General features: G+C 62.7%; 21 protein-coding genes and 1 tRNA gene. 17 read left to right on the top strand and 5 right to left on the bottom strand.

The window, feature by feature from the left end; all coding sequences use genetic code 11:
* The first annotated feature begins 56 nt into the window (after positions 1-56).
* The 4 genes from DMP07_RS02705 (at position 57) to DMP07_RS02690 (ending at position 4550) form a co-directional block, all read left to right on the top strand.
* A complete protein-coding gene (locus DMP07_RS02705; protein WP_123197634.1) occupies positions 57-1556 on the top strand; it encodes a nicotinate phosphoribosyltransferase in 1500 nt (499 codons plus the stop codon).
* A 139-nt stretch (positions 1557-1695) separates the two neighbouring features.
* Complete coding sequence (locus tag DMP07_RS02700; protein WP_123197633.1) at positions 1696-2598, top strand: DegV family protein; 903 nt, start codon at positions 1696-1698, stop codon at positions 2596-2598.
* A 67-nt stretch (positions 2599-2665) separates the two neighbouring features.
* Positions 2666-3592 (top strand): DegV family protein, encoded by a 927-nt coding sequence (locus DMP07_RS02695; protein WP_123197632.1) that lies wholly within the window; start codon positions 2666-2668, stop codon positions 3590-3592.
* Between the two features lie 64 nt (positions 3593-3656).
* Positions 3657-4550: a radical SAM protein gene (locus DMP07_RS02690; protein ID WP_123197631.1), complete on the top strand. Its 894-nt coding sequence runs from the start codon at positions 3657-3659 to the stop codon at positions 4548-4550.
* A 298-nt stretch (positions 4551-4848) separates the two neighbouring features.
* Here the strand turns inward: DMP07_RS02690 and thrB are convergent, their stop codons facing one another.
* Both thrB and thrC read right to left on the bottom strand, forming a co-directional pair.
* Positions 4849-5736 (bottom strand): homoserine kinase, encoded by an 888-nt coding sequence (thrB, locus tag DMP07_RS02685; RefSeq protein WP_123197630.1) that lies wholly within the window; start codon positions 5734-5736, stop codon positions 4849-4851.
* Complete coding sequence (gene thrC, locus DMP07_RS02680; RefSeq protein WP_123197629.1) at positions 5733-7214, bottom strand: threonine synthase; 1482 nt, start codon at positions 7212-7214, stop codon at positions 5733-5735. The genes thrB and thrC overlap by 4 nt, the downstream gene beginning before the upstream one ends.
* 225 nt (positions 7215-7439) lie before the next feature.
* Here thrC and DMP07_RS02675 point away from each other — a divergent pair, with 225 nt between their 5' ends.
* From DMP07_RS02675 to DMP07_RS02665, 3 genes are all read left to right on the top strand, one after another.
* Positions 7440-8819, top strand: coding sequence for an aspartate kinase (locus DMP07_RS02675; protein ID WP_123197628.1), 1380 nt, complete (start codon positions 7440-7442; stop codon positions 8817-8819).
* Positions 8806-9819: an aspartate-semialdehyde dehydrogenase gene (locus DMP07_RS02670; protein WP_123197627.1), complete on the top strand. Its 1014-nt coding sequence runs from the start codon at positions 8806-8808 to the stop codon at positions 9817-9819. Before DMP07_RS02675 ends, DMP07_RS02670 begins: the two co-directional genes overlap by 14 nt.
* A 240-nt stretch (positions 9820-10059) precedes the next feature.
* Positions 10060-10134 (top strand) — tRNA-Thr (locus DMP07_RS02665).
* Positions 10135-10239: 105 nt separating this feature from the next.
* Here DMP07_RS02665 and DMP07_RS02660 read toward each other — a convergent pair.
* Positions 10240-10599, bottom strand: coding sequence for a hypothetical protein (locus tag DMP07_RS02660; protein WP_123197626.1), 360 nt, complete (start codon positions 10597-10599; stop codon positions 10240-10242).
* 226 nt (positions 10600-10825) lie between these two features.
* On the opposite strand from DMP07_RS02660, the gene DMP07_RS02655 reads away from it, so the two are divergent.
* The gene (locus tag DMP07_RS02655) at positions 10826-12130 is read left to right on the top strand and encodes a putative DNA modification/repair radical SAM protein (RefSeq protein ID WP_123198017.1); all 1305 of its coding nucleotides are present in this window, start codon (positions 10826-10828) and stop codon (positions 12128-12130) included.
* Positions 12131-12195: 65 nt separating this feature from the next.
* Positions 12196-13080 carry a TIGR03915 family putative DNA repair protein gene (locus tag DMP07_RS02650; RefSeq protein ID WP_123197625.1) on the top strand — a complete coding sequence of 295 codons (885 nt, stop codon included), beginning with the start codon at positions 12196-12198 and terminating at the stop codon, positions 13078-13080.
* Here the strand turns inward: DMP07_RS02650 and DMP07_RS02645 are convergent.
* Positions 13025-14332, bottom strand: a complete 1308-nt coding sequence (locus tag DMP07_RS02645) for a glycosyltransferase family 2 protein (protein WP_123197624.1) — start codon at positions 14330-14332, stop codon at positions 13025-13027. The two genes, DMP07_RS02650 and DMP07_RS02645, sit on opposite strands and share 56 nt — an antisense overlap.
* 247 nt (positions 14333-14579) lie before the next feature.
* Positions 14580-15269 carry a ComF family protein gene (locus DMP07_RS02640; protein WP_123197623.1) on the bottom strand — a complete coding sequence of 230 codons (690 nt, stop codon included), beginning with the start codon at positions 15267-15269 and terminating at the stop codon, positions 14580-14582.
* Positions 15270-15753: 484 nt separating this feature from the next.
* Here DMP07_RS02640 and DMP07_RS02635 point away from each other — a divergent pair, with 484 nt between their 5' ends.
* The 8 genes from DMP07_RS02635 (at position 15754) to rplT (ending at position 21392) form a co-directional block, all read left to right on the top strand.
* Positions 15754-16806 (top strand): substrate-binding periplasmic protein, encoded by a 1053-nt coding sequence (locus tag DMP07_RS02635; RefSeq protein WP_123197622.1) that lies wholly within the window; start codon positions 15754-15756, stop codon positions 16804-16806.
* Positions 16807-16928: 122 nt separating this feature from the next.
* The gene (locus tag DMP07_RS02630) at positions 16929-17705 is read left to right on the top strand and encodes an ABC transporter ATP-binding protein (RefSeq protein ID WP_123197621.1); all 777 of its coding nucleotides are present in this window, start codon (positions 16929-16931) and stop codon (positions 17703-17705) included.
* A gap of 11 nt (positions 17706-17716) precedes the next feature.
* On the top strand, positions 17717-18643 hold the full coding sequence (locus DMP07_RS02625) for a SufB/SufD family protein (protein WP_123197620.1): 927 nt from the start codon (positions 17717-17719) through the stop codon (positions 18641-18643).
* Between the two features lie 148 nt (positions 18644-18791).
* Positions 18792-18932 carry a hypothetical protein gene (locus tag DMP07_RS08745; protein ID WP_161957007.1) on the top strand — a complete coding sequence of 47 codons (141 nt, stop codon included), beginning with the start codon at positions 18792-18794 and terminating at the stop codon, positions 18930-18932.
* 63 nt (positions 18933-18995) lie between these two features.
* Positions 18996-19925: a histone-lysine N-methyltransferase gene (locus DMP07_RS02620; protein ID WP_123197619.1), complete on the top strand. Its 930-nt coding sequence runs from the start codon at positions 18996-18998 to the stop codon at positions 19923-19925.
* A 298-nt stretch (positions 19926-20223) separates the two neighbouring features.
* Positions 20224-20781 (top strand): translation initiation factor IF-3, encoded by a 558-nt coding sequence (gene infC, locus DMP07_RS02615; protein ID WP_123197618.1) that lies wholly within the window; start codon positions 20224-20226, stop codon positions 20779-20781.
* Positions 20782-20820: 39 nt separating this feature from the next.
* Positions 20821-21018: a 50S ribosomal protein L35 gene (gene rpmI / locus DMP07_RS02610; RefSeq protein WP_123197617.1), complete on the top strand. Its 198-nt coding sequence runs from the start codon at positions 20821-20823 to the stop codon at positions 21016-21018.
* A 17-nt stretch (positions 21019-21035) separates the two neighbouring features.
* On the top strand, positions 21036-21392 hold the full coding sequence (gene rplT, locus DMP07_RS02605) for a 50S ribosomal protein L20 (protein ID WP_123197616.1): 357 nt from the start codon (positions 21036-21038) through the stop codon (positions 21390-21392).
* Positions 21393-21566 lie beyond the last annotated feature (174 nt).

Below are 21566 nucleotides of genomic sequence, written 5' to 3'. Positions count from 1 at the left end.
GCGGCGGTTTTGCATAGGGGCGCCCGCGCGCCCATTTTCGAGAAAGGACCTTGCCCATGACCGAAACGCCGCTTCGTCGCGACGGCCGCACCACGCTGGCCTATGCGCTTCTGACCGACCTCTACCAGCTCACCATGGCCCAGGGCTATTGGGAGAACGGCAAGGCCGACGAGCAGGCGTGCTTCCACATGTTCTTCCGCGACAACCCCTTCAAGGGAGGCTTCGCGATCGCCTGCGGCGCGGCGCAGCTCGCCGAGATGATCGACGGCTTCGCCTTCTCCGACGACGATATCGCCTACCTCGCATCGCTGGACGCCCCGGGCGGCGGAGCCCTGTTCGACAGCGATTTCCTGGATTATCTGCGCTCGATGCGCCTGACGGTCCGGGTCGATGCGGTGCGCGAAGGAACCGTGGTCTTTCCCATGGAGCCGATCGTCAGGGTGACAGGTCCGATTCTGCAGTGCCAGCTGCTCGAGACCGCTCTTCTGTGCTGCATGAACTTCCAGACGCTGGTCGCCACCAAGGCCGCGCGCGTCTGCCTGGCCGCCGAGGCGCCTGTGGCCGAATTCGGCCTGCGCCGCGCCCAGGGTGCGGGCGGGTCGCTGTGGGCGAGCCGCGCCGCGGTCGTGGGCGGCTGCGCGTCCACCTCGAACGTGCTCGCCGGCAAGATGTTCGACATTCCCGTGTCGGGCACCCATGCGCATTCGTGGGTCATGGCCTTCGACGACGAGCTCGAGGCGTTTCGCGCCTACGCGAAGAGCTTCCCGACCAACTGCGTGCTTCTCGTTGACACCTACGACGTCAAGCGCGGCATCGACAACGCCATCACGGTGGGCCTCGAGATGCGCGAGAGGGGCGAGCGCCTCTCGGGCATCCGCATCGACTCGGGCGACCTGGCGTGGCTTGCGCGCTACGCCCGCGAGCGGCTCGACGAGGCGGGTCTGACCGATTGCGGCATCGTGCTCTCCAACGATTTGGACGAATACACGATCAAGTCCATCCGCGAGCAGGGCGCGCAGGTCATGTCGTGGGGCGTGGGCACGAAGCTCGCAACGGCCTACGATCAACCGTCGCTTGGCGGCGTGTACAAGCTTTCGGCCACGCGCGCTTCGGCAGACGATGCCTGGTCGGCGCGTCTGAAGGTATCGGAGCAGTCTTCCAAGCTCACGCTGCCGGGCGTTTTGGACGTGCGCCGCTATCGTTTCGCGGACGGCCGTCTGGCGGGCGATATGGTGTTCGACGTCAATGAGGCCATCGACGAGAACGGCACGATCATCGACCCCTCCGACCTGCTGCGCTGCAAGGAACTCGGCGGGCTCGAATACGAGACGTTGCTCGCCCCGCTCGCGCGCGAAGGCGAATCGGTCCTGCCCGACGAGGAGCGCTCCGCCACGGCGGCTCGCGCGCGCACGATCGAAGGCCTGCGCCATCTCGACGAATCGCAGAAGCGCTTCCTCAATCCCCATTCGTATCCGGTGGGCCTGGAGGCTGGCCTGTGGCACCGCCGCGCCGCCATGGCGGCGTCTTTGCGCGCGGCCCGCACGCCGCTTCGCTAAAGCGGCGCCTTCGGATCGCATCGCGGCGGTTTCGTGGCGATGCGATCCGTTCGCCCGCATCCGCTGCGGCAGGACTACAATAGCGGACACGAAAAGGCCGCGTCGCGTTCGCGCGGCGCCATGACGAGGCAGGTGCTCCATGATCAAGCTTCTTACCGATTCGGTCGCCTCTATTCCTGCGCAGGATGCCAAGGCCCTGGGAATCGACGTCGTTTCGCTGTACGTGCGCGAAGGCGATATCGAATACGTCGACGCCGAGATGGACCTCGATGCGTTCTACGCGCGATTGCCGCAGATGGCCGATGACATTCCCACGTCGTCGCAGCCTTCGCAGCAGGCTTTCGAGGACTATTTCGAAAAGGCCGCCGCGCAGGGCGACGAGGTGCTCGGCGTGTTCATCTCGTCGAAGATGTCGGGCACCCTCGAAGGGGCGCTGCGCGCGGCGCGCGCGGTGCATGCCCGCAACATCGATTTCAAGGCCGCCGTCGTGGATACGTGCTCGACCGGATGGGACCAGGCGTATTGCGTGCTCGCCGCCCAAAAAGCCGTCGCCCAGGGCAAGACGCTCGAAGAGTGCGCCCGCGCGGCCGCCGATGCCGTGTCCCGCACGCGATTCCTCTTCGCGCCGACGAATCTGACGTTTCTGCAGAAGGGCGGCCGGATCGGCGCGGCCAAGGCGCTGCTCGGCAATCTGGTGCGCCTTGTGCCCGTGCTCACGGTGCGCGACGGCATGCCGCTCGACATAGCCAAGGCTCGCACGCAGAAAAAGGCCATCGCCCAGGCGTTCGAGACCTTCAAGGCCGACGCCGAAGAGAAGGGCCTCGAAGACGCCGTGGTACACTATATCGGTTCGTCCGACGATGCCGTCGAATGGGCCCGCACCGTCGTGGAGCCGTATCTGGGCCGTTCGGTGCGCGTGCTGCCGGTAAGCCCCGTCGTGGGCCTGCATGTCGGTCCCGCTATGGGCATCGCCTACACGTGCGCCCGCCCGCTCGAGGGCAAGCTCACCGAAAAAGCCGACTTGATTTCGTTCGTGAACTAGGCGCCCGTTTGCCTGCCGGCATGCTTGAACTATCACCTATGAAGGGCTTCGGCCCGAGAGGAGCCATATGACCGCTCGATGCAATCTCATCGTCGATTCCTGCTGCGACCTGCCTTTCGACGTGGTCGATCGCGACGGCGTCTACCTGATTCGATTCCCGTGCCTGTTCGGAGAGGAAGAGCACCTCGACGACCTGGGCCGCAGCATGTCCGCGCACGAGTTCTTCGAGCGCATGCGCGCAGGCGAGCAGCCCACCACCGCGCAGGTGTCGATCCCCGCGTTCACGGAGGCGTTCGAGGTCGCTGCGCAAAGCGGCGTTCCCACGGTGTATCTGAGCTTTTCTTCGGGCCTGTCGGGAAGCTACGACGTTTCGACCATCGTGTACGACCAGGTCAAAGAGCGCTATCCCGATATGGAGCTGCATATCGTCGATACCAAGCTCGCTTCGGTCGCCGAGGCCTTGCTGGTCTATGAGGCCATCCGCCAGCGCGAGATGGGCCTGACGGCTTGCGAGCTCGCAGCATGGGCGAGCGAGGCGCGCTATTTCGTGAACGCGCTGTTCATGGTGGACGACCTGGAAAGCCTGCGCCGCGGCGGCCGCATTCCCGATTCCGTCGCATACGCCGGCGCGAAGCTCGACGTGAAGCCGCTTCTGACGATCGGCACCGACGGCAAGCTGTCGCTGAAAGGCGTCGCGCGCGGTCGCAAGAAAGCGATCAAGCAACTGGTCGAATACTATTTCGAGCGCCGTGACGAAAACGATTTCTCCCAGTGCGTGGTCACGGGCCACGCCGATTGCCCGAAAGACATGGAGCGCCTGCACGATGCGTTGACGAAGCACGACGAAAGCGTGCTGTTCATGGACAGCGCCATCGGGCCTGTGATCGGCAGCCATGTCGGTCCCGACATGCTCGCCATCGTGTTCTGGGGCAAAGACCGCCGCGAAGACCTGTCGGTCGCCGACCGCATCGCGCGCAAGGTCAAAGGAGCGTAAGGGTTTTCGCGCGGGGGGGGCGTCTTGGTCTGCCTGCCGTATCGCGTCGCATGAAGGGGGATGCATGTTCGAAGCGCATTTGGAGCAGTGCGAGCTGTGTCCGCGCAAGTGCGGCGCGAATCGTGCCGCGGGGCGGCGCGGGGTATGCGGCGCGGCGGATGAGCTGCGCGTCGCGCGCGCGGCGCTGCATTTCTGGGAGGAGCCTCCCATCTCGGGCGATGCGGGCAGCGGCACCGTTTTCTTCTCGAACTGCCCGCTGCATTGCGCGTACTGCCAAAACGCCTCGATCGCCAACGGCAGTTCGGGCGCCGATATTTCCGTGGACCGCTTGGCGAAGATATTCCTCGAGCTGCAAGACCTCGGCGCGCTCAACGTGAATCTGGTCACGGCAACGCATTACGCGCCGCATGCCGTCGAGGCGCTCGTTCGCGCGCGCCGTGCGGGCCTGGGCCTTCCCGTGGTCTGGAACACCTCGGGCTACGAAACGCCCGAGACGATCGCCTTCGTGGCGCCGCATGTCGACGTGTTCTTGACCGATATGCGCTATGCCGCTCCCGCCACGGCGAAGGCGTACTCGCATGCGCCCGATTACCCCGCTGTCGCGCGCGCCGCGCTTGCGGCCATGGCGCGCACCGATGCCGATGTCATCGTGCGCATTCTGGCGCTTCCCGGCCACCTCGACGAGGCGAAGGAAAACGTGCGCTTCGTGCACGAGACGTACGGCGACCGGGCAACGCTGAGCATGATGAGCCAGTACACGCCGCCTTCGTCGTGCCCCGACCACCCCGAGCTGGAGCGCAGGGTGTCGGCCGACGAATACGAGGAGCTTCTCGATTTCGCCGACTCGATCGGCTGCGACGAGTATTTCTGGCAGGACGGCGACGCCGCCGAGGAAAGCTTCATTCCCGATTTCGACAGCCTCGAAGGCGTCGTGGGCGAAGATCTCGCATCCCGCTGAGCGGGTTTCGGCAGGGGACGGCTCCCCGAGGGTTTCTGAAGAACGATGTTTTCCGCGACGTCAGCGCCGCCGCGTTGTGCGGCGGGCCGCGTCGATTTCGCGTATGCGCCGCGCAACGCGGCTTTGCGAGAAAAGCCGCGTTCGAACATGTCCGCGGCTTTTCTGTCGCGCGTTTTCCCAGGCGACCATAAAGAAAGCCTCCCGTTTCATTTCCTTATCCAAGAAACGGGAGGCGATGCAACGGCGCCGCATTCAAGCGCGTCGTTCGGCGGTGTTTTTCATGCGGCGGCCGGCGCCGTTATTCCGCGTAGGAGATCCTGACGCCCTTCGTGTCGCACTCGAGCACGTGCACCTCGAACGCGGGGTAGAGGGCGGCCAGGCGCGCCCGCAGGCTTTCGGCCACCAGGCCGTCGGCCGTCACGGCCATCATGGTCGATCCGGAGCCGGAAATCCACATGGTGCAGGCGCCGCCTTCCAGGCAGATGCGCCTGACTTCGTCGTAGTCGGGAATCAGCGTGCGGCGATAGGGCTCCTGGAGCTTGTCTTCGCACGCCGCCGCGATCAGCTCGACGTCGCCCGCCTCCAGGCCGCGCGTCAATCCCGAAATACGGCCCATCTGCCACACCGCGGTGGAAAGGGGCACGTCCGTCGGCACGATCTTGCGCGCGCTTTCCGTTTTCACCTCGTAGGGAGGAATCACGGTGATGAACTTCAGGTGGTGGTTCACGTCGTAGCGGATGCAGCGCGGCAGTTCGCCTTCGGGCGTGAACGAGCACACGAGCGAGCCCATGATGGCGGGCGCCACGTTGTCGGGATGGCCCTCCATCTGCGTGGCGATGCTGACCGCCTCGGCGCGCCCCACGATGCGGCCCGTCAGCGCTGCGGCGCCCATGATGCCCGCCACCGTGCAGGTGGAAGAGGAGCCGAGTCCGCGGGAAACGGGGATGTCCGTATCGATGTGGATCGAGATGGGGAAGGGCTTTTCGCCCCAATGCTCGAGCGCCAGCACGAACGAACGGTATACCAGGTTGTTCTCGTCGCGGTATTTCTCCGGGCATCCGGTGATCGTCAGCTCGTCGGCGCGGTCGAAGGTGAAATGGGAATACAGGCTGACCGCCATGCCGAGACAGTCGTAGCCGATGCCGAGATTGGCCGAGGTGGCGGGGACGGAAATCTTCACGCTCACAGCAGCTCACCGCACTTTCCTTCTACATAGGCGGGCATGTCGCATGCGTCCATGACGTCGTCGAAGCGCACGGCCGCGTTCTCGAGGGACGCGAGGGCCTCGGGGGCCTTCATGCCGCTTTTCTCTTCGAGCGCGCGCATGCAGTCGAAATCGGTGCCGTCGGAGGGAAGGCCCAGGGCGGCGCAGACGTCGCGGCAGAACTTGTACGGGCTCGCGGTGGAAAGCACCACGCGCGCGATGCCTTCCGCCTTCGGGACGCGCTGTGAAACGCGCCATGCCACGGCGGTGTGCGGATCGAGCACGTAGCCCGTCTCGTCGAAGCATTCCTTCATGGCCGTGCGCGCCTCGTCGTCGTCGGCGAAGCCGCAGGCGAAGGTTTCGCGGATGCGCTCGAGCATGACGGCGGGCGCTTCGTATCGGCCGGTGTTCGCCAGGTCGTCCATCAGGCGCGCCACCAGCTCGGCGTCGCCGTCGCTCATGTAATACAGAAGGCGCTCGAGGTTGGACGAGATCAAGATGTCCATGCTCGGCGAAATGGTTTTATGGAACGGACGGTTGCGGTCGTAGACGCCCGTGGTCAAGAAATCGGTCAGGACGTTGTTCGCATTGCTCGCCACGATCAGCTTGCGCACGGGAAGGCCCATGCGCAGGGCGAAGTAGCCGGCCAGCACGTCGCCGAAGTTGCCGGTGGGGACGCAGAAGTCGACCTTGTCGCCGCATTCGATCGCGCCCTGGCGCACCAGCTGCGCGTAGGCGTCGAAGTAGTACACCACCTGCGGTGCGAGGCGACCGATGTTGATGGAGTTCGCGCTCGAGAGCACGACGCCCTGCTCATGCAGACGTTCGCGCAGCGCCTCGTCGGAGAAGATGCGCTTCACGGCGCTTTGCGTGTCGTCGAAATTGCCGTGCACGGCGCCGACGGCCACGTTGTCGCCGTGCTGCGTGACCATCTGGAGACGCTGGATCTCGGAGGTTCCGCCGTGGGGATAGAACACGGTGATGCCGAGGCCCGGCGTGTCGGCGAAGCCGGCGAGAGCCGCCTTGCCCGTATCGCCGCTCGTGGCGGCCAAGATCATGATGCGCTCGCTGGTCGATGCGGCGGCACGGCTCATGAGCTGCGGAAGCATCTGCAGCGCGACGTCTTTGAATGCGCTCGTGGGGCCGTGGAAAAGCTCGAGGACGAAGTCGTCGCCCACCTTGACCGCGGGCGTCGTTTCGGGCGCGGCGAACGTGTCGCCGTAGGCGGCCTCGACGCAGGCGGCGATTTCTTCGTCGGCGTAGTCGTCGAGCAGGGTTTTCAGGATGAGCGCGGCGTTTTCGGAATACGTCTGCGCGACGATCTGGTCCAGATCGATGCTCTCGGTTCCGAGCGCATCGGTGACGTACAATCCGCCGTCCGGCGCTAGTCCGTCGAGCACTGCCCGTTTGGCCGAGCACTCCTTCACGGTAGAGCGTGTGCTGTGGTACATTGATGCCATTCGACTACTCCTTGGCGTTTCGCGGATGGGAATGGGGCCTTGTCGGCCGTGGTTTCGGCTAATACTAGCAAGAAAACGCGCGCCCGGCGCGGCCTGTCGGGGAAATGCCCGAGCCGTTTCCGCTGCGGTTAACACGAATGTAACGCGCGTCCTCGAGGGACCTCGGCGGCCTTATCCCGTTCGTGCGTCGAAGGTGCCGGCAACCGATGCGAAGGTGGGCAGTATATGATCAAGATAACGAAGTTCGGCGGTTCCAGCGTCAGCTCCGCCGAGCAGTTCAAGAAGGTGAAGGGGATCGTCGAGGCCGATCCGTCCCGTCGATTCGTCGTGGTTTCCGCTGCGGGCAAGCGCGATAAGACCGACAGCAAGATCACCGATCTTCTGTATCTGGTCAACGCTCATCTGCAGTACCACGTTTCCTGCGACGACTTGCTCGGAACCATCGGGCAGCGTTTCTGCGAGATCGCCAAGGAGCTCGACCTCGAATATCCCATCGGCCACGAGTTCGGCGTTTTTCGCGAGCGCGCGAAGCGCGGCGATTTCACGCCCGAGTTCATCGTCAGCCGCGGCGAGTACTTCACCGCGCGCATGATGGCCGAATACCTGGGCTTTCCTTTCGTCGACGCGGCCGATGTGATCGCGTTCAACCAGGACGGCTCGCTCGATATGGAGCGCACCGGCGAGCAGCTGCGCGCCGCTATCGGCGAAGAGAAGCACTTCGTGCTCCCCGGCTTTTACGGCGCCACCGCCGACGGCCAGGTCCGCCTGCTCGACCGAGGCGGCGGAGACATCACGGGCGCCATCCTCGCCCAGTCGATCGGCGCCGACCTATACGAGAACTGGACCGACGTGTCGGGCTTTTTGACGGCCGACCCGCGCATCGTCGACAGCCCCAAGTCCATTTCGCGCATCACCTACGCCGAGCTGCGCGAGCTTTCCTACATGGGCGCGAGCGTCCTGCATGAAGAGGCGATCTTCCCCGTCAAGGAGGCGGGCATCCCTCTGGTCATCAAGAACACCAACCGCCCCGACGATCCCGGTACCGTGATCAGCGAGGAAACCGAGCCCGGCATGGCCGAGCCCATCATCACGGGCATCGCAGGCAAGCGCGACTTCGTGGCCGTGCACATTCGCACCAACCATATGTCCAACCAGATCGGCTATCTGCGTAAGGCGCTCGCGATCTTCGAGCGCTATCGCGTGAGCATCGAGCACATTCCCTCGGGCATCGACTCGTTCGCCGTGGTCGTGCAGGGCGCCGATGTGAAGGATTGCCTGTATTCGATCGTCGGCGACATCCAGCGCGAGCTTTCTCCCGATGAAATCAAGGTCGTCGAGCACCTCGCCCTCATTTCCACGGTCGGCCGCAACATGTCGAGTCGTCCCGGCATTTCGGGCCGCCTGTTCGGCGAGCTGGGCAATGCCGGCGTCAATATCCGCATGATCGCCCAGGGCTCCGAAGAATTCGACATCATCGTCGGCGTCGAGGACGCCGATTTCGAGCGTGCCATCCGCGTGATCTACGACGCGTTCGTCGATTCCGAAGACAATGTGATTACCGTCGAAGAACTTGAAGAGAAAGGTTCCTTCCATGAGGTCGTATAACGTCGCCGTTCTGGGCGCCACGGGCGCCGTGGGCCAGCAGATGCTGCAGTGCCTGGCCGAGCAGGATTTCCCCGTCGGCAATCTGAAACTTCTGGCGTCTTCCCGCAGCGCCGGCAAGATCATGCAGTTCAAGGGCGAAGACGTCGTGATCGAAGAAGCGCGCGACGAAGCCTTCGACGGCGTCGACATCGTGCTCGGCGCGGCCGAGAACAACATCGCCGAGCGCTTCGTGCCCGTGGCGCGCGAGAAGGGCGCCGTGACGGTGGACAACTCGAGCGCCTACCGCCTCGATCCCGACGTCCCCCTTGTCATTCCCGAGGTCAATCCCGAAGACGTGGCCAAGCATAACGGCATCATCGCGAACCCCAACTGCGCCACGATCATCGGCCTGGTGGCCGTGAACCCGCTGCATAAGCTGGGCGGCATCAAACGCATGGTGGTTTCCACCTACCAGGCCGCATCGGGCGCGGGCGTCGGCGGCCTGCGCGAGCTCGAGTCCCAGATGGCGCGCATCGCCGCGGGCGAGCCCGTCGAAGACCCCAAGGCGTTCGCCTACCAGCTCGCTTGCAATCTCATTCCCCAGATCGGCGGCTTCGACGAGGTCGGCTACACCTCCGAGGAAATGAAGATGCAAAACGAAGGTCGCAAGATCTTGCATGCGGCCGACCTGCGCGTGAACTGCACTTGCGTGCGCGTGCCGGTGATGCGCTCGCATTCCGAGAGCATCACGCTCGAGTTCGAGCGCGAGGTGAGCGTCGAGGCCGCCCGCGAGGCGCTGGCCGCGGCGCCGGGCGTCAAGCTCGTCGACGACCCGTCGGCGCTCGCGTACCCCATGCCGCTCGACACCACCGACCAGGACGATATCTTCGTCGGCCGCGTGCGCGAAGACATTTCGGCCGCTCCCGGCCAGCACGGCCTTACGCTGTGGTGCTGCGGCGACCAGATCCGCAAGGGCGCCGCGACCAACGCGGTCCAGATCGCCAAGATGCTCGCCGAATAGGGCTTTTCTTCGGGCGATGGGCGACCTGCGCGCTGCTCGTCTGCGGCGATACGCCTGCTTGAAGGGCGCGGGGCTTCGGGTCTCGCGCCCTTTTCCGTTTGCGGGAAAACCGTCGCCATGGCCTGCGGGCTTCGCCGCTGCGCGTCGGTCGCGCTAAGGAGATTTCCCGAGAACGCGGCGTGTTCGCGAAACGACCGAGCGATGCTTCGGTGTTGTGGTAGAATATCTCAGCTTTCACATGCCAGTGTGGCGCAACGGTAGCGCAACTGATTTGTAATCAGTGGGTTGCGGGTTCGATTCCTGTCACTGGCTCCAGAAGCTCGTCGGGCCGGATGTCATCCGGCCCGTTTTCGTTTCGGTCGCCGTCATGTCTATCGAAGGATGCATGGCGGCGGCTGTTTCCTTGCGCGTTCTTGGCGGCTATCGGCGTTTCTTCGTCTTCGCGTTGTCGGTGAGCCTCCAGCGGTAGCTGGGGTTCTTCTTCAGGAACGACCTGCGGCAGAGCCAGGTGATGCCCAGCAGAACGAGGGTCGTGACCATGCAGGTCAGGAAGAAATCGGCCACGAAGGCGTTTCCTTCGAGCCAGGCATAGAGCGTGGCGAGCAGGAAGAACGCGGAAAGTCCCGCGTTGAGCACGGTGAACACCTCGATCAGCACTTCTTTGGCGCGTGCCGGGGTGGAGCGCCACGATACGAAGACGTAGATGATGATGGCGATAATCGCGAGAACCGCCAGAAGCGGGATGATGCGCGAAAGGCGCGCGGCGAGCATTGCCGGCATGGGAACTCCTGTCATGCGAATGGCGCGATGTCGGATCGACGCCGCCTACGGGTCAATCATAGCGCAAGAGCGGCGCGGGCCGTATGGTGCAAGGTTTCGGTATCGTGCCGGTTTTCGGCGTGCGTCTTTCGCGCGGCCCCGGCTCGTCGAAATCCGTCTTGCATCGAACATCCATTCGTATTATATTAAAAGCGAATAAATGTTCGATTCTTATAAAGGCGGCGCCATGGATACGGTCGAAAAGCTCGGCATCTTGGCCGATGCGGCGAAATACGATGTGGCCTGCACGTCCAGCGGCGTCGATCGCGCGGCGGTCGGCGGCAGGCTCGGCAATTCGGTGGCGGCTGGCATATGTCATAGCTTCTCGGCGGACGGCCGCTGCATCGCGCTTCTCAAAGTGCTTTTCACCAATGCGTGCGTATACGACTGCGCCTACTGCGTGAATCGTCGTGAAAACGACGTGCCGCGCGTGGCGTTCCGCCCGCGCGAGCTGGCAGATCTGACCATCGAATTCTATCGCCGCAATTATATCGAGGGGCTGTTTCTTTCCAGCGGCGTTCTGGGGTGCGCCGACCGCACCATGGAGCTGATCATAGAAACCCTGCGCATCCTGCGCGAAGAATACGGGTTTCGCGGCTATATCCACGCGAAGGCCATCCCCGGCGCCTCTCCCGAGCTTATCGACCGTCTGGGGCGTCTTGCAGACCGGATGAGCGTCAACGTGGAGCTGCCTTCGAAGGAAAGCCTCGCCTTGTTGTGCCCCGAGAAATCGAAGGATTCGGTCATCGATCCCATGAGGCGCATCAAAGAGGGCATTGCCGAAGACAGGGAAACGCGTGCCGCCTTGCGCAAGAAGACGTGCTATCTCGCGGACCGGCGCCCGCGCAGGTCCGCGCGTTCGTTCGTGCCGGCGGGGCAGAGCACCCAGATGATCGTCGGGGCCACCCCCGAAACCGACCGGCGCATCCTGACGCTTTCGTCGTCGCTCTATCGCTCGCTCGGACTCAAGCGCGTTTTCTTCTCGGCGTATCTTCCCGTCAACGAAGACGGCCGCCTTCCTCGGCTCCATGCCGCGCAGCTCGAACGGGAGCATCGTCTGTACCAGGCCGATTGGCTTATGCGTTTCTACGGGTTCGATGTCGATGAAATCATCGACGAAAGCGCGCCGTTTCTCGATGCCGAACTCGATCCGAAGGCGTCGTGGGCCCTGCGTCATCTCGATATGTTTCCCGTCGAGGTGAACACCGCGCGCTACGAAACGCTTCTGCGCGTGCCGGGCATCGGCGTGCGCGGCGCGCGTTCGATCGTGGCCGCCCGTCGCACGACGCGCTTAGGCGAGGCGGAGCTGCGCAAGCTCGGGATCGCGTTCACGCGCGCCCGGTTTTTCATCACATGCAAGGGCGCATATCAGGGAAAAGGGGTCGAATACACGCCCGAAGCCTTGCGCGGCGAGCTTCGCCGCCATGTCGGCACAGGCGCATCGGGCAGGAAGAAGGTCGTGCCCGGCCAGCTTTCGCTGTGGGGCGAATGATGCGGAGGAGCTTTCGGGGCGGCGGTTTCGCGGCGCGTGCGGCGAAGAGAAGAAGGGCGGTTCGAATGTCGACGGCGTATGTATATGACGGAACCCTGGAAGGAATGCTTTCGTGCGTATTCGAGACATACGCCTCGAAAGAAGACCCGCTCGATATCGTCGAGGAGTCGTCGTTCGCGCCGCGCCTCGGGCAGCGCGAAAAGATCGTCGCCACCGACAGGAATCGCGCACGAAGGGTCGAGGAGGGCCTCATCCGCGTTTGCGGGCGTGAAGCGTACGAGGCCGTCGGCATCGTGCATTGTTCGGACGACCCTGCGAAAGGGCGGGCGATCCTCGAATTCGTTCGGTATGCGATGAAACGGGGAAAGGGTGCATGGCGCGATGTCGCGCATAAGAAAGTCGCGGCCTTCGCGCAGATGGAGCGCGCGGTTCGAAACGAGAAGCATCGCTGGCTTCAATTCTTGCGTTTCGAGCAGGTCGAAGGAGGGGTGTATATCGCGCGCTGCAACCCCGAGGCGAACGTGGTCGCTCTGCTCATGGATTGGTTCTCCGCGCGGTTCAATACGCAGGATTTCGTCATCTACGACGAAGTGCGGCATATCGCGGGCGTTTCCCGAGGAGGCTCGTGGATCATGGTCGAAGCGCCCGTCTTCGATGCGGCTCCCGCCACCGAGGAAGAGCGCGTCGTGGCCAAGGCATGGAAGCGCTTTTACGACGAGGTTTCGATCGAGGCGCGGACGAATCACGGCCTTCGGGCGAACTTCATGCCGAAGCGCTTCTGGAAGAACATGACCGAAATGAAGCAGGCCCCGCTTCGAGAGGGTTCGTTCGAAGCGGGGCCTGCGAAAGGCGATGATTTCGAGGCGGGGGCCGTGCGCGTGGGCGAGGCGGCGCTTATTTCTGGCTCGCCTTGCTCATCTGCTCGACATCGACCGAAATCGTGTGGCTGATAGGCTTCCATTTGGCCTTCTTGACCAGCGCGATCAGTGCGATCGGAATATAGGTCAGCATGAAGAACGGGAAGGTGAACAGATAGGCGATCTTCTTGCCCGGGGTCGAATGGATGTTGTCCCATTCGGTGAACGTGGTGAGTGCGCCCAGGATGAACATGAACAGGCAGTAGTTGAACAGGCAGAAGAACATGCACGACAGGGCGCTGACCACCATCGATCCCGCAGAGATGTATCCCAGCAGGGCAAGGACGGCGATCGTTCCGTTGAAGCCGATCGTGATGATCGTGAGAAGCATCGCGGGGGCGATGGTCATGAGCATGTCGTAGCACGCGAAGCGCGCGCCTTTCTTGTTCGTGAAGATGCCTTTGAGAAGGCCCCACGCATAGTGGGCGAACACCTGGTAGAAGCCCTTCGCCCAACGGAAGCGCTGGTTCCAGGAATCCTTGAAGGTCACGGGCTGCTCGTCGTAGAGCATGGCGGTGGGGCAGTAGCTGATGCGGCCGCCTTCGGTAATCGTCTGGGCGGAGAATTCGATGTCTTCGGTCAGCAGGTGCCACTTCCAGCCGCCGTGGCGGGCCAGCACGTCGGCGGCGATGTAGAAGCCCGTGCCCGAGATGGCGCAGCTGGTGTTCAGCGTCAGACGGGCCTGGCTGAGGTATTTCGCCTCGCGTAGGAACCAGACGGCGTAGCCTGCGGAGATCCAGTTGCTTCCGTAGTTTTTGGAGTTGCGGTAGCTCGTGGAGGCGATGGCTCCGCCGTCGAAGACCTTGTTCATCTCGCGGAAGTAGTTCACGTCGAGCACGTTGTCGGCGTCGAAGACGAAGTATGCCTCGTAGCCGTTGTCGGCGTAGAGTTCCTGAATGCGCTTGTAGCCGAAATCGAGGGCGTAGCCTTTGCCGATGAGCTCTTTGTTGAAGCGCTCGAACACGTCGGTCGCTCCGGCTTCGCGGGCAACGCGGGCGGTGTCGTCGGTGCAGTTGTCGGCGATCACGAAGATGTCGATCAGCTCTTGGGGGTAGTTCTGCATGCGAATGCTGTGGATGAGGTCGCCGATGACGGCGATCTCGTTGCGCGCGGAAATCATCACCGCATAGCGATGATTGCGTTTGGCCTCCTGCTTCGGCGGCTTTTTCGTCAACACGGTGAATATATAGAAGAACTGATATACATAGCAGATCGTGAACGCCAAAAAGACGCCGGTATTGAATATGTCGACGACCGTGAGCTGCGAGAGAAACTGGTCTAACACGAGGTCGCTGCCTTTCGCCCTACTTTGAACAAAACTTTCAAAATTATAGAGTCAATGCCGTGCCGCATACTAGCCATCGATCGCAAGCAGACACAAAATGCATCATCACGGCTTCTTTTCGGATGCGCGGATGAGGGGCTTGCGCGCGGTTTTTTGCGCCTGTTCCATTGAATCGCGCATGGGCGCGCGCCGCCGGCTTTCGTTGAGAATCTGTTGACGGCGCTTCACGATGCGTCAAGGTTTCGCGTCAGACGCGGGCGAACGTCACGAGCCGCGAAGCGCATTGCATGCGCGCGAGGGCGTCTTGGATGCCTGCGAGCGTCGCGCCCGTGGTGGTGACGTCGTCGACGGCTATGACGCGGTCGAATCCTGCGGCGCGCGGGGCCCGGAATCTGCCGGCGATGTTGGCGGCACGCTGGCTTCTGCCGAGCGCGCGCTGGTCGGCGGCCCCTGCCTGTTCGACGAGCGCGATGCAGGGAAGCCCGACTTCGTGCGCGAAGGCGCCTGCGAGGACTTGCGCGTGGTCGAAGCCTCTGCGACGCACGGCTTCGGGCGTGGCGGGAACGTAGGTGACGGCTTGAGCCCAGGATATCCAGGAAGGCCGCACGACGCGCGCCATCATGGCGGCCATGACGTCGCCGAGGCGCTGTTCTCCTTTATCTTTATATGTCTTCACGATTGCGGCGGCGCAGGCGTCGTATTCGAGGCAGCTCACGCATGGCGCGGCCAGGGGCTTGTGCTGTGCGGCCACGGCGTTGCAGGCGTCGCATTGGATTCGCCCCCAGGGCGCCCCGCAGGTCGGGCACGCCTGGTAATAATCGATGTAGCGCAGTTCGTTCGTGCATCGCGCGCAAAGAAGCGAGCCCGGTTCGTCGCAGAGCGCGCATCGGGTAGGCCAGAGGGTCTCGCAGAGCGCCTGCATGAGAAACGACGGCATGGCGACTCCTTTCGACGTTTCGCGAAGTCCAGGGTAGCGCTGCGACGCGGCCGATTTCCGGCGTTGATTCGCCCGCGGTCCGGCTCCATCGCCGGCGAAGACCGACAAGGTGCCGGCCGCTTCGCTCGCGTCGCGTCATTCCCGGCTTTACGAAGGTCTTCGCCCGAAGAGCGGGGCGTTTCCGGTAAATCTGCTAAACTTACCCCCGAACTTCTTTCGGGTCTGTAGTTGCGGGGGCGCGAACGCCCCTCAGTCCATGGCAGATGCGGTCGAAAGGATCCACGTAAGCGCGGCTCTGTCGCGTGAGCATGGCGTATCCTAGGAGTAAGACGCACCCCTCGGCGATTTCTTGCGGCATCCTGCCGCACCGGGGGAGAGGGCGGAGCGGAATAATCCGCAAACCCCCGGTGCGCGAGTGTGGGGGCAAAGACTAGGTCAGCCGGAAGAAGAAACGAATCGATAATCGGAAAAGAGGAACGAAACGATGAAGCATCGCGTGTCACTCGTAGGTGCGTTCGCCTGCGCCGTCTGTCTCGCGTTGGCGCTTGCCGGCTGTTCTCAGACGACCGCCTACACCCCCGAAACGCTCGAGCCCACGGTATCTTCGCCGACCATCGGCAAGGAAGGAACCTTGAGGGTCGGCGTCGGCGGCGGCGCGCCTTTCATGGTTTCCGCTTCTGACGGGTCGACCTCCGGCCTCGACGTGGATATGGCGGCGGCGATCGCGAACCAGCTGGGCCTCAAGCTCGAGGTGGTTTCGCTCGGCAGCGCCGGCAGCGAAGTCGACGTCGATTCCGCTCTGAAGAAGGGCGATGTCGACATCGTCATGGGAGCCACTTCTTCCGACGAAAGCGGCAACGTGTGGGTTTCCGAGCCGTATACGCAGACGGGCGTCGCCCTGTTCGCGGCTCCCGGCTCCAAGGTCCCGTCGCGCGATGCCGCGCCGAAGATCGCCGCCCAGTCCTCTTCGACGAGCGCCTGGGCCGTCACCAACGCGTTCGGCGATGACGCCCTGGTGGCCAAAGCCGACCTTCTTTCCGCGCTTTCTTCCATCGAGACGGGCGATTCCAAATACGTCGCAGCCGATGCGGTCATCGGAACGTATGCCGCCTTGGGCCAGAACGTCGATGTCGAGCCCGTGTGCGTGCTCGGCAGCATCGGCGGCTACGGCGTTGCCGCGAGCGCCGATAACGCCGACCTTCAGAAAGCGATTTCCGACGCCCTCGCGGCGCTGACGAACAACGGCGTGGCAGGCGTGGTCTGCTCGAAGTGGCTCGGTTCCACGCTCGACCTCTCCGCGCTTCCCCTTGTCGAGGTATCGTCTTCCGCGGCGGCCTCCACGAGGACCCTCGACACCGATTCCGACGACCCTGACGTTGCCGCCGAGGAGGAGTCCGTCGACGGCGAGGCCTTGCCGAAGGCCGAGGCCGGATCCAACGCCGTCTTGCCGGGCGGCGCCGTCGCCGGCACGGCGCCCGCGCCGACGCAGGGAGCTTCGACCGCCGTGCCTGCAGGAACGGACGCTCAGGCCGCCTAAACGGTCGAAATGATGAATTTACCGACACAATGCAGGGTTTCTCCGCACGCGGGGAAACCCTGCATTGCTTATATGCTATCGTTTAAGTAACAATTGAGACGCACTATAAAAGGGGACCATCCATGCTTGAATTGAAAGACCTTGTATTCGAGGTTCCCGTCGAAGACGGGACTTCGCAGACCAAACGCATCATCGACGGCCTCACGCTGACGATCGACGACGGTAAATTCACCGTCATCACCGGCCCGAACGGCGGCGGCAAGTCCACGCTCGCCAAGCTCATCATGGGCATCGAGCAGCCCACGTCCGGCTCGATCGTCTTCAACGGCCAGGACATCACGCACGCTTCGATCACCGAGCGTGCCAAGCTCGGCATCGGCTACGGCTTTCAGCAGCCTGCCCGCTTCAAAGGCATGAAGGTGAAGAAGCTCCTCGAGCTCGCGGCCGGCAAGCGCCTTCCCGCGCTCGAGTGCAACGAATATCTCGCCAAGGTCGGCCTGTGCTCCGCGGCGTATCTGACGCGCGAAGTCGACAAGAGCCTCTCTGGCGGCGAGGTCAAGCGCATCGAGATCGCGACCATGCTCGCGCGCGATCCCAAGATGGCCATCTACGACGAGCCCGAGGCGGGCATCGATCTGTGGAGCTTCGACCGCCTGACCGAAACCTTCCGCGATATTCACGAGACGCGCGACGACCGCAGCATCGTGATCATTTCCCATCAGGAAAGGATCATCCAACTCGCCGACGATATCGTCTGCCTGCGCAACGGCCGCATCGAGGAGATGGGTCCGCGCGAAGAGATCCTTCCCAAGCTCGGCCTGGCCGATCGCGGCCAGCACGGCTGCCAGCTGACGCAGCCCACCGAACTGCACCTTACCGAGATTTCCACGAATTGCTAAAGGAGCACGCCATGGCGGACCTTTCCACGATAGACGAGAAACTGCTCGAACAGATCGCCGACCTGCACGGCATGCCGCGCGGCGCTTTCAACATCCGCAAAGACGGCCAGCTGGTCGAGCGCCATTCCAGCGCCAACATCACCATCGAGACCTTCACCGACAAGCAGGGCATCGAAATCACCATCGCGCCCGGCACCAAGAACGAGACGGTCCACATTCCGGTGATCATGACCAAGGCGGGCATGACCGACGTGGTCTACAACGATTTCCATATCGGCGAAGATGCGGACGTCACGGTCATCGCGGGCTGCGGCATCCACAGCGCCGGCGACGAGAAGACCGAGCACGACGGCATCCATAGCTTCTGGCTGGGCAAGAACGCCCGCATGCGCTACGTCGAGAAGCACTACGGCGAAGGCGAGGGAACGGGCGAGCGCGTCTTGAATCCGACGACTAACATCTACATGGCCGAAGGCTCTCACTGCGAGATGGAATCCGCGCAGTTGCGCGGCGTCACCTCCACGATTCGCGATACCAACGCCGAGCTCGAGGCGGGCGCGAAGCTCGTCTTGACCGAGAAGCTTCTCACGCACGGCTCTCAGACGGCCACGTCCAACATGACCGTGCGCTTGAAGGGCGAAGATTCCTCCGTGCAGGTCATTTCGCGCAGCGTCGCGCAGGATTCCTCCGTGCAGATCTTCAACCCGCTGGTCATCGGCGAGGCCGCATGCCGCGGCCACGTGCAGTGCGACGCGATCATCATGGGCGAGGCGAAGGTGAAGGCTATCCCCGGCATCGAAGCCGCAAGCGAAGACGCCCAGCTGATCCACGAAGCGGCGATCGGCAAAATCGCAGGCGACCAGATCGTCAAGCTGATGACGCTCGGCCTGACCGAGGAAGAGGCCGAGGCCGAGATTCTCGACGACTTCCTTTCTTAAAGCGCCCTTCGTTTCCTCCGAGACGCGAAGAAGCGCCGATGCGCTATGGATATTCAAGGCAAGGCCCGCATTCGAGCGGGCCTTGCTCGTATAATACTCGGAATGCGATCGACACGCATATCGATGGATACAGCGAAAGGGGTGCTTCATGGCGCAAAACGAACGCTATCGAGAGCAAACCGAAGAAGACCTGAACAACGTGCCGCCCATGAGCGGCATGCAGAAGGCCATCCTCGCCGCAGCGGCGGTCATTCTGGCCGCGATCGTGGCATACATTGCATTCAACTAGCCGATCGGCCCCTTCGAGTGGCCGCGGCTTTTCGAAAGGGTTCCCAGAAAGGAAGGCGGATCCATGGCGAAGCACGCCAAGCACGCACGCAGCGATAAAGATGGCCTTAATCAAGAGGTCGACGCCCGGCAGGACGCCCAGGCGCCTGAGGGAGGCGAAGCGGCCGGCACGCCCGCCGACCATCCCGCGGCGGCGCACCGCAAGGCGTCGAAGAGGATGCGCATCGTCTTGATCTCGGTATCGGTCGTGCTCGTCCTTTTGATCGCCGCCTTGGGATACTTCGCCTGGATGCTCGTGGGCGAAGCCCGCGACGTCGCCTATCAGAGCGCCGCCCAGACCGCCAAGGTGGAAAACGACGCATCGCTTCCCGCAACGGATGCGGGCAAGGGCGCGGGTGCCCGCAAAGAGGCCCCGCAGCTCGTCGGCCTGATCGGCAAGACGCAAGGCGAAGCGATCGACGAAATCGGCCGCGGCGCCACTGAAACCAGCTCGAAAGACATCACCGAAGAGAAGGGCGAGGGCGACGAGAAGACCACCGAGGTGGTCGGTCGCAGCGTGACGCTTGCGCTGACCGATGAAACCACCGATGCGCGCGGCAACATTCCCTCGGTCTATCTGACCCTCGACGCCGACGGCGCGATCGTCGAAGCGGGCTATTCCGCATCGGTCGGATCGCTCGGCTACGGCGACGTCAGCTTCATCGACGCGGTTTCTTCCGAGCATATCGTCGAGAACCTGGTCGAAACGGCCGGCGTCCACATCGCGCAGGATGCGGTGGAAATGCCTGCGGTCGAGGACTACCGCACGTATGCCGACGACGGCGCCACGATCGCGCAGGAGGTGTACACCTTCGGCGGCGACGGAACGGGATCCGACGGGTCGGCGTATTCGTGGTCGTGCAAGTTGAGCTACGACTATTCGGCCGCCAACGTGTCGGGCAACCTCGCCGACACCATCAGGCAGGTCTATGTCTATATAAAGGCGGCTTCTTAAGCCGACGTCAAGGGGCCGTGCGGTATCGCGCGGCCCCTGCTTTGCACGGAGAGGCGCCGCATTCGGCATCGAAGCCGGCGCACTGAGGCGAAATTCCCGCGAAATGAAAAAATCCCTTGCGATCGATTTTCTTTGTGCTATGCTATCAAAGCTGTTTCAAGAGGGGGTATAAGCCCTCCGCCTAGTTCGGCGCAAGCTGATGGGTCGCAAGAATATGTTTTCGCATTTTCGAGCCCTGTCGCTATGCGCAGGGTTTTTTGTTGCAGCAACGAACTCGCGTAAGCGAGAGGAAGAGGAGGTGAGCGCGATAGCAGCTCAGGAGCCCAGGCTCAACGACGAAATCCGCACCCGTGAATGCCGTTTGATCGGTTACGACGGATCGCAGATGGGTATCTTCAACACGCGCGAAGCTCAGCGCATCGCCGACGGTCAGGGTCTCGACCTCGTCGAGATCGCCCCGAATGCAGAACCGCCCGTATGCCGCATCATGGACTACGGTAAGTTCAAATACGACCAGGCCATTAAGGCGAAGCAGGCTCGCAAGAACCAGACGAAGATCGAAATCAAGGAAATGAAATTCCGTCCGAAGATCGACGTCGGCGACTACACCACCAAGAAGAAGCACGTGCTTCGTTTCTTGGAAGGCGGCGCCAAGGTGAAGATCACGATCATGTTCCGCGGTCGCGAGATGGCTCACCCCGAACAAGGCCTTTCCATTCTCGAGCGTCTGGCCGACGACCTCAAGGACGTCGCCGTTATCGAGAATGCGCCCAAGATGGAAGGTCGCAACATGCACATGCTTATTGCTCCGTTGCCGGCAAGTGCGAAAAAGGCAGCAGAGAAAGACGCCAAGTAAACCTGCGGCGTCGAATCGGTAAAAGAAAGGACATACGTCATGCCTAAGATGAAGACTCACAAGGGCACTGCCAAGCGCTTCCGCGTCACCGGCTCTGGCAAGATCATGCGTGCCAAGGCTTTCAAGAGCCACATCAAGACCAAGAAGAGCCCCAAGCGCATCCGTAATTTCCGTCATGAGACCGAACTCGCCGCAGCTGACCGCAAGGTCGTCGGTAAGAACCTCGGTATTCGATAAGCAAGGAGTGATACTCAATGCCTCGTGTTAAGCGCGCAGTTTCCGCCCATAAAAAGCGTCGTGTCATCCTCGGCCGTGCAAAAGGCTACTATGGCGCGAAGTCTCGTACCTATCGTGCTGCTAAAGAGCAGGTCCAGCACTCGCTCCAGTACCAGTACCGCGACCGTCGCAACAAGAAGCGCGACATTCGTCGTCTCTGGATCACCCGTATCAACGCTGCAGCCCGCATCAACGGCCTGTCTTACTCCGTGTTCATGAACGGCCTCAAGAAGGCCGGCGTCGAGCTCGACCGTAAGGTTCTCGCCGACATGGCCGTTTCCGATCCCGACGCTTTCGCTCAGCTCGTCGAGGTCGCCAAGGCCGCTCTGAAGTAATATTGCTTCCTTGCTATTGAAAGCCCGCATCCGTGCGGGCTTTTTCGTTTAATGGCTTCAGCCTGGCGCGCGCGTAGCCGCGCCGAGACAACCACCCGCTTTGCGGGTGGTACCCAATCTGCTTTACAAAACCACCTTTCCGTCGGATATTGACGATGTTCAGGCCGTCAAAAA

The sequence above is a fragment of the Slackia faecicanis genome (assembly GCF_003725295.1).
GTDB lineage: Bacteria > Actinomycetota > Coriobacteriia > Coriobacteriales > Eggerthellaceae > Slackia > Slackia faecicanis.
This window is presented reverse-complemented; position numbering and strand designations above follow the sequence as displayed.

What these genes read in the sequence shown, in the direction of transcription:
- DMP07_RS02705 (WP_123197634.1), top strand. Translation starts at nt 57, where the DNA reads ATGACCGAAACGCCGCTTCGTCGCGACGGCCGCACCACGCTGGCCTAT.
- DMP07_RS02700 (WP_123197633.1), top strand. Translation starts at nt 1,696, where the DNA reads ATGATCAAGCTTCTTACCGATTCGGTCGCCTCTATTCCTGCGCAGGAT.
- DMP07_RS02695 (WP_123197632.1), top strand. Translation starts at nt 2,666, where the DNA reads ATGACCGCTCGATGCAATCTCATCGTCGATTCCTGCTGCGACCTGCCT.
- DMP07_RS02690 (WP_123197631.1), top strand. Translation starts at nt 3,657, where the DNA reads ATGTTCGAAGCGCATTTGGAGCAGTGCGAGCTGTGTCCGCGCAAGTGC.
- thrC (WP_123197629.1), bottom strand. Translation starts at nt 7,214, where the DNA reads ATGGCATCAATGTACCACAGCACACGCTCTACCGTGAAGGAGTGCTCG.
- DMP07_RS02675 (WP_123197628.1), top strand. Translation starts at nt 7,440, where the DNA reads ATGATCAAGATAACGAAGTTCGGCGGTTCCAGCGTCAGCTCCGCCGAG.
- DMP07_RS02670 (WP_123197627.1), top strand. Translation starts at nt 8,806, where the DNA reads ATGAGGTCGTATAACGTCGCCGTTCTGGGCGCCACGGGCGCCGTGGGC.
- DMP07_RS02660 (WP_123197626.1), bottom strand. Translation starts at nt 10,599, where the DNA reads ATGCCGGCAATGCTCGCCGCGCGCCTTTCGCGCATCATCCCGCTTCTG.
- DMP07_RS02655 (WP_123198017.1), top strand. Translation starts at nt 10,826, where the DNA reads ATGGATACGGTCGAAAAGCTCGGCATCTTGGCCGATGCGGCGAAATAC.
- DMP07_RS02650 (WP_123197625.1), top strand. Translation starts at nt 12,196, where the DNA reads ATGTCGACGGCGTATGTATATGACGGAACCCTGGAAGGAATGCTTTCG.
- DMP07_RS02640 (WP_123197623.1), bottom strand. Translation starts at nt 15,269, where the DNA reads ATGCCGTCGTTTCTCATGCAGGCGCTCTGCGAGACCCTCTGGCCTACC.
- DMP07_RS02635 (WP_123197622.1), top strand. Translation starts at nt 15,754, where the DNA reads ATGAAGCATCGCGTGTCACTCGTAGGTGCGTTCGCCTGCGCCGTCTGT.
- DMP07_RS02630 (WP_123197621.1), top strand. Translation starts at nt 16,929, where the DNA reads ATGCTTGAATTGAAAGACCTTGTATTCGAGGTTCCCGTCGAAGACGGG.
- DMP07_RS02625 (WP_123197620.1), top strand. Translation starts at nt 17,717, where the DNA reads ATGGCGGACCTTTCCACGATAGACGAGAAACTGCTCGAACAGATCGCC.
- DMP07_RS08745 (WP_161957007.1), top strand. Translation starts at nt 18,792, where the DNA reads ATGGCGCAAAACGAACGCTATCGAGAGCAAACCGAAGAAGACCTGAAC.
- DMP07_RS02620 (WP_123197619.1), top strand. Translation starts at nt 18,996, where the DNA reads ATGGCGAAGCACGCCAAGCACGCACGCAGCGATAAAGATGGCCTTAAT.
- rpmI (WP_123197617.1), top strand. Translation starts at nt 20,821, where the DNA reads ATGCCTAAGATGAAGACTCACAAGGGCACTGCCAAGCGCTTCCGCGTC.
- rplT (WP_123197616.1), top strand. Translation starts at nt 21,036, where the DNA reads ATGCCTCGTGTTAAGCGCGCAGTTTCCGCCCATAAAAAGCGTCGTGTC.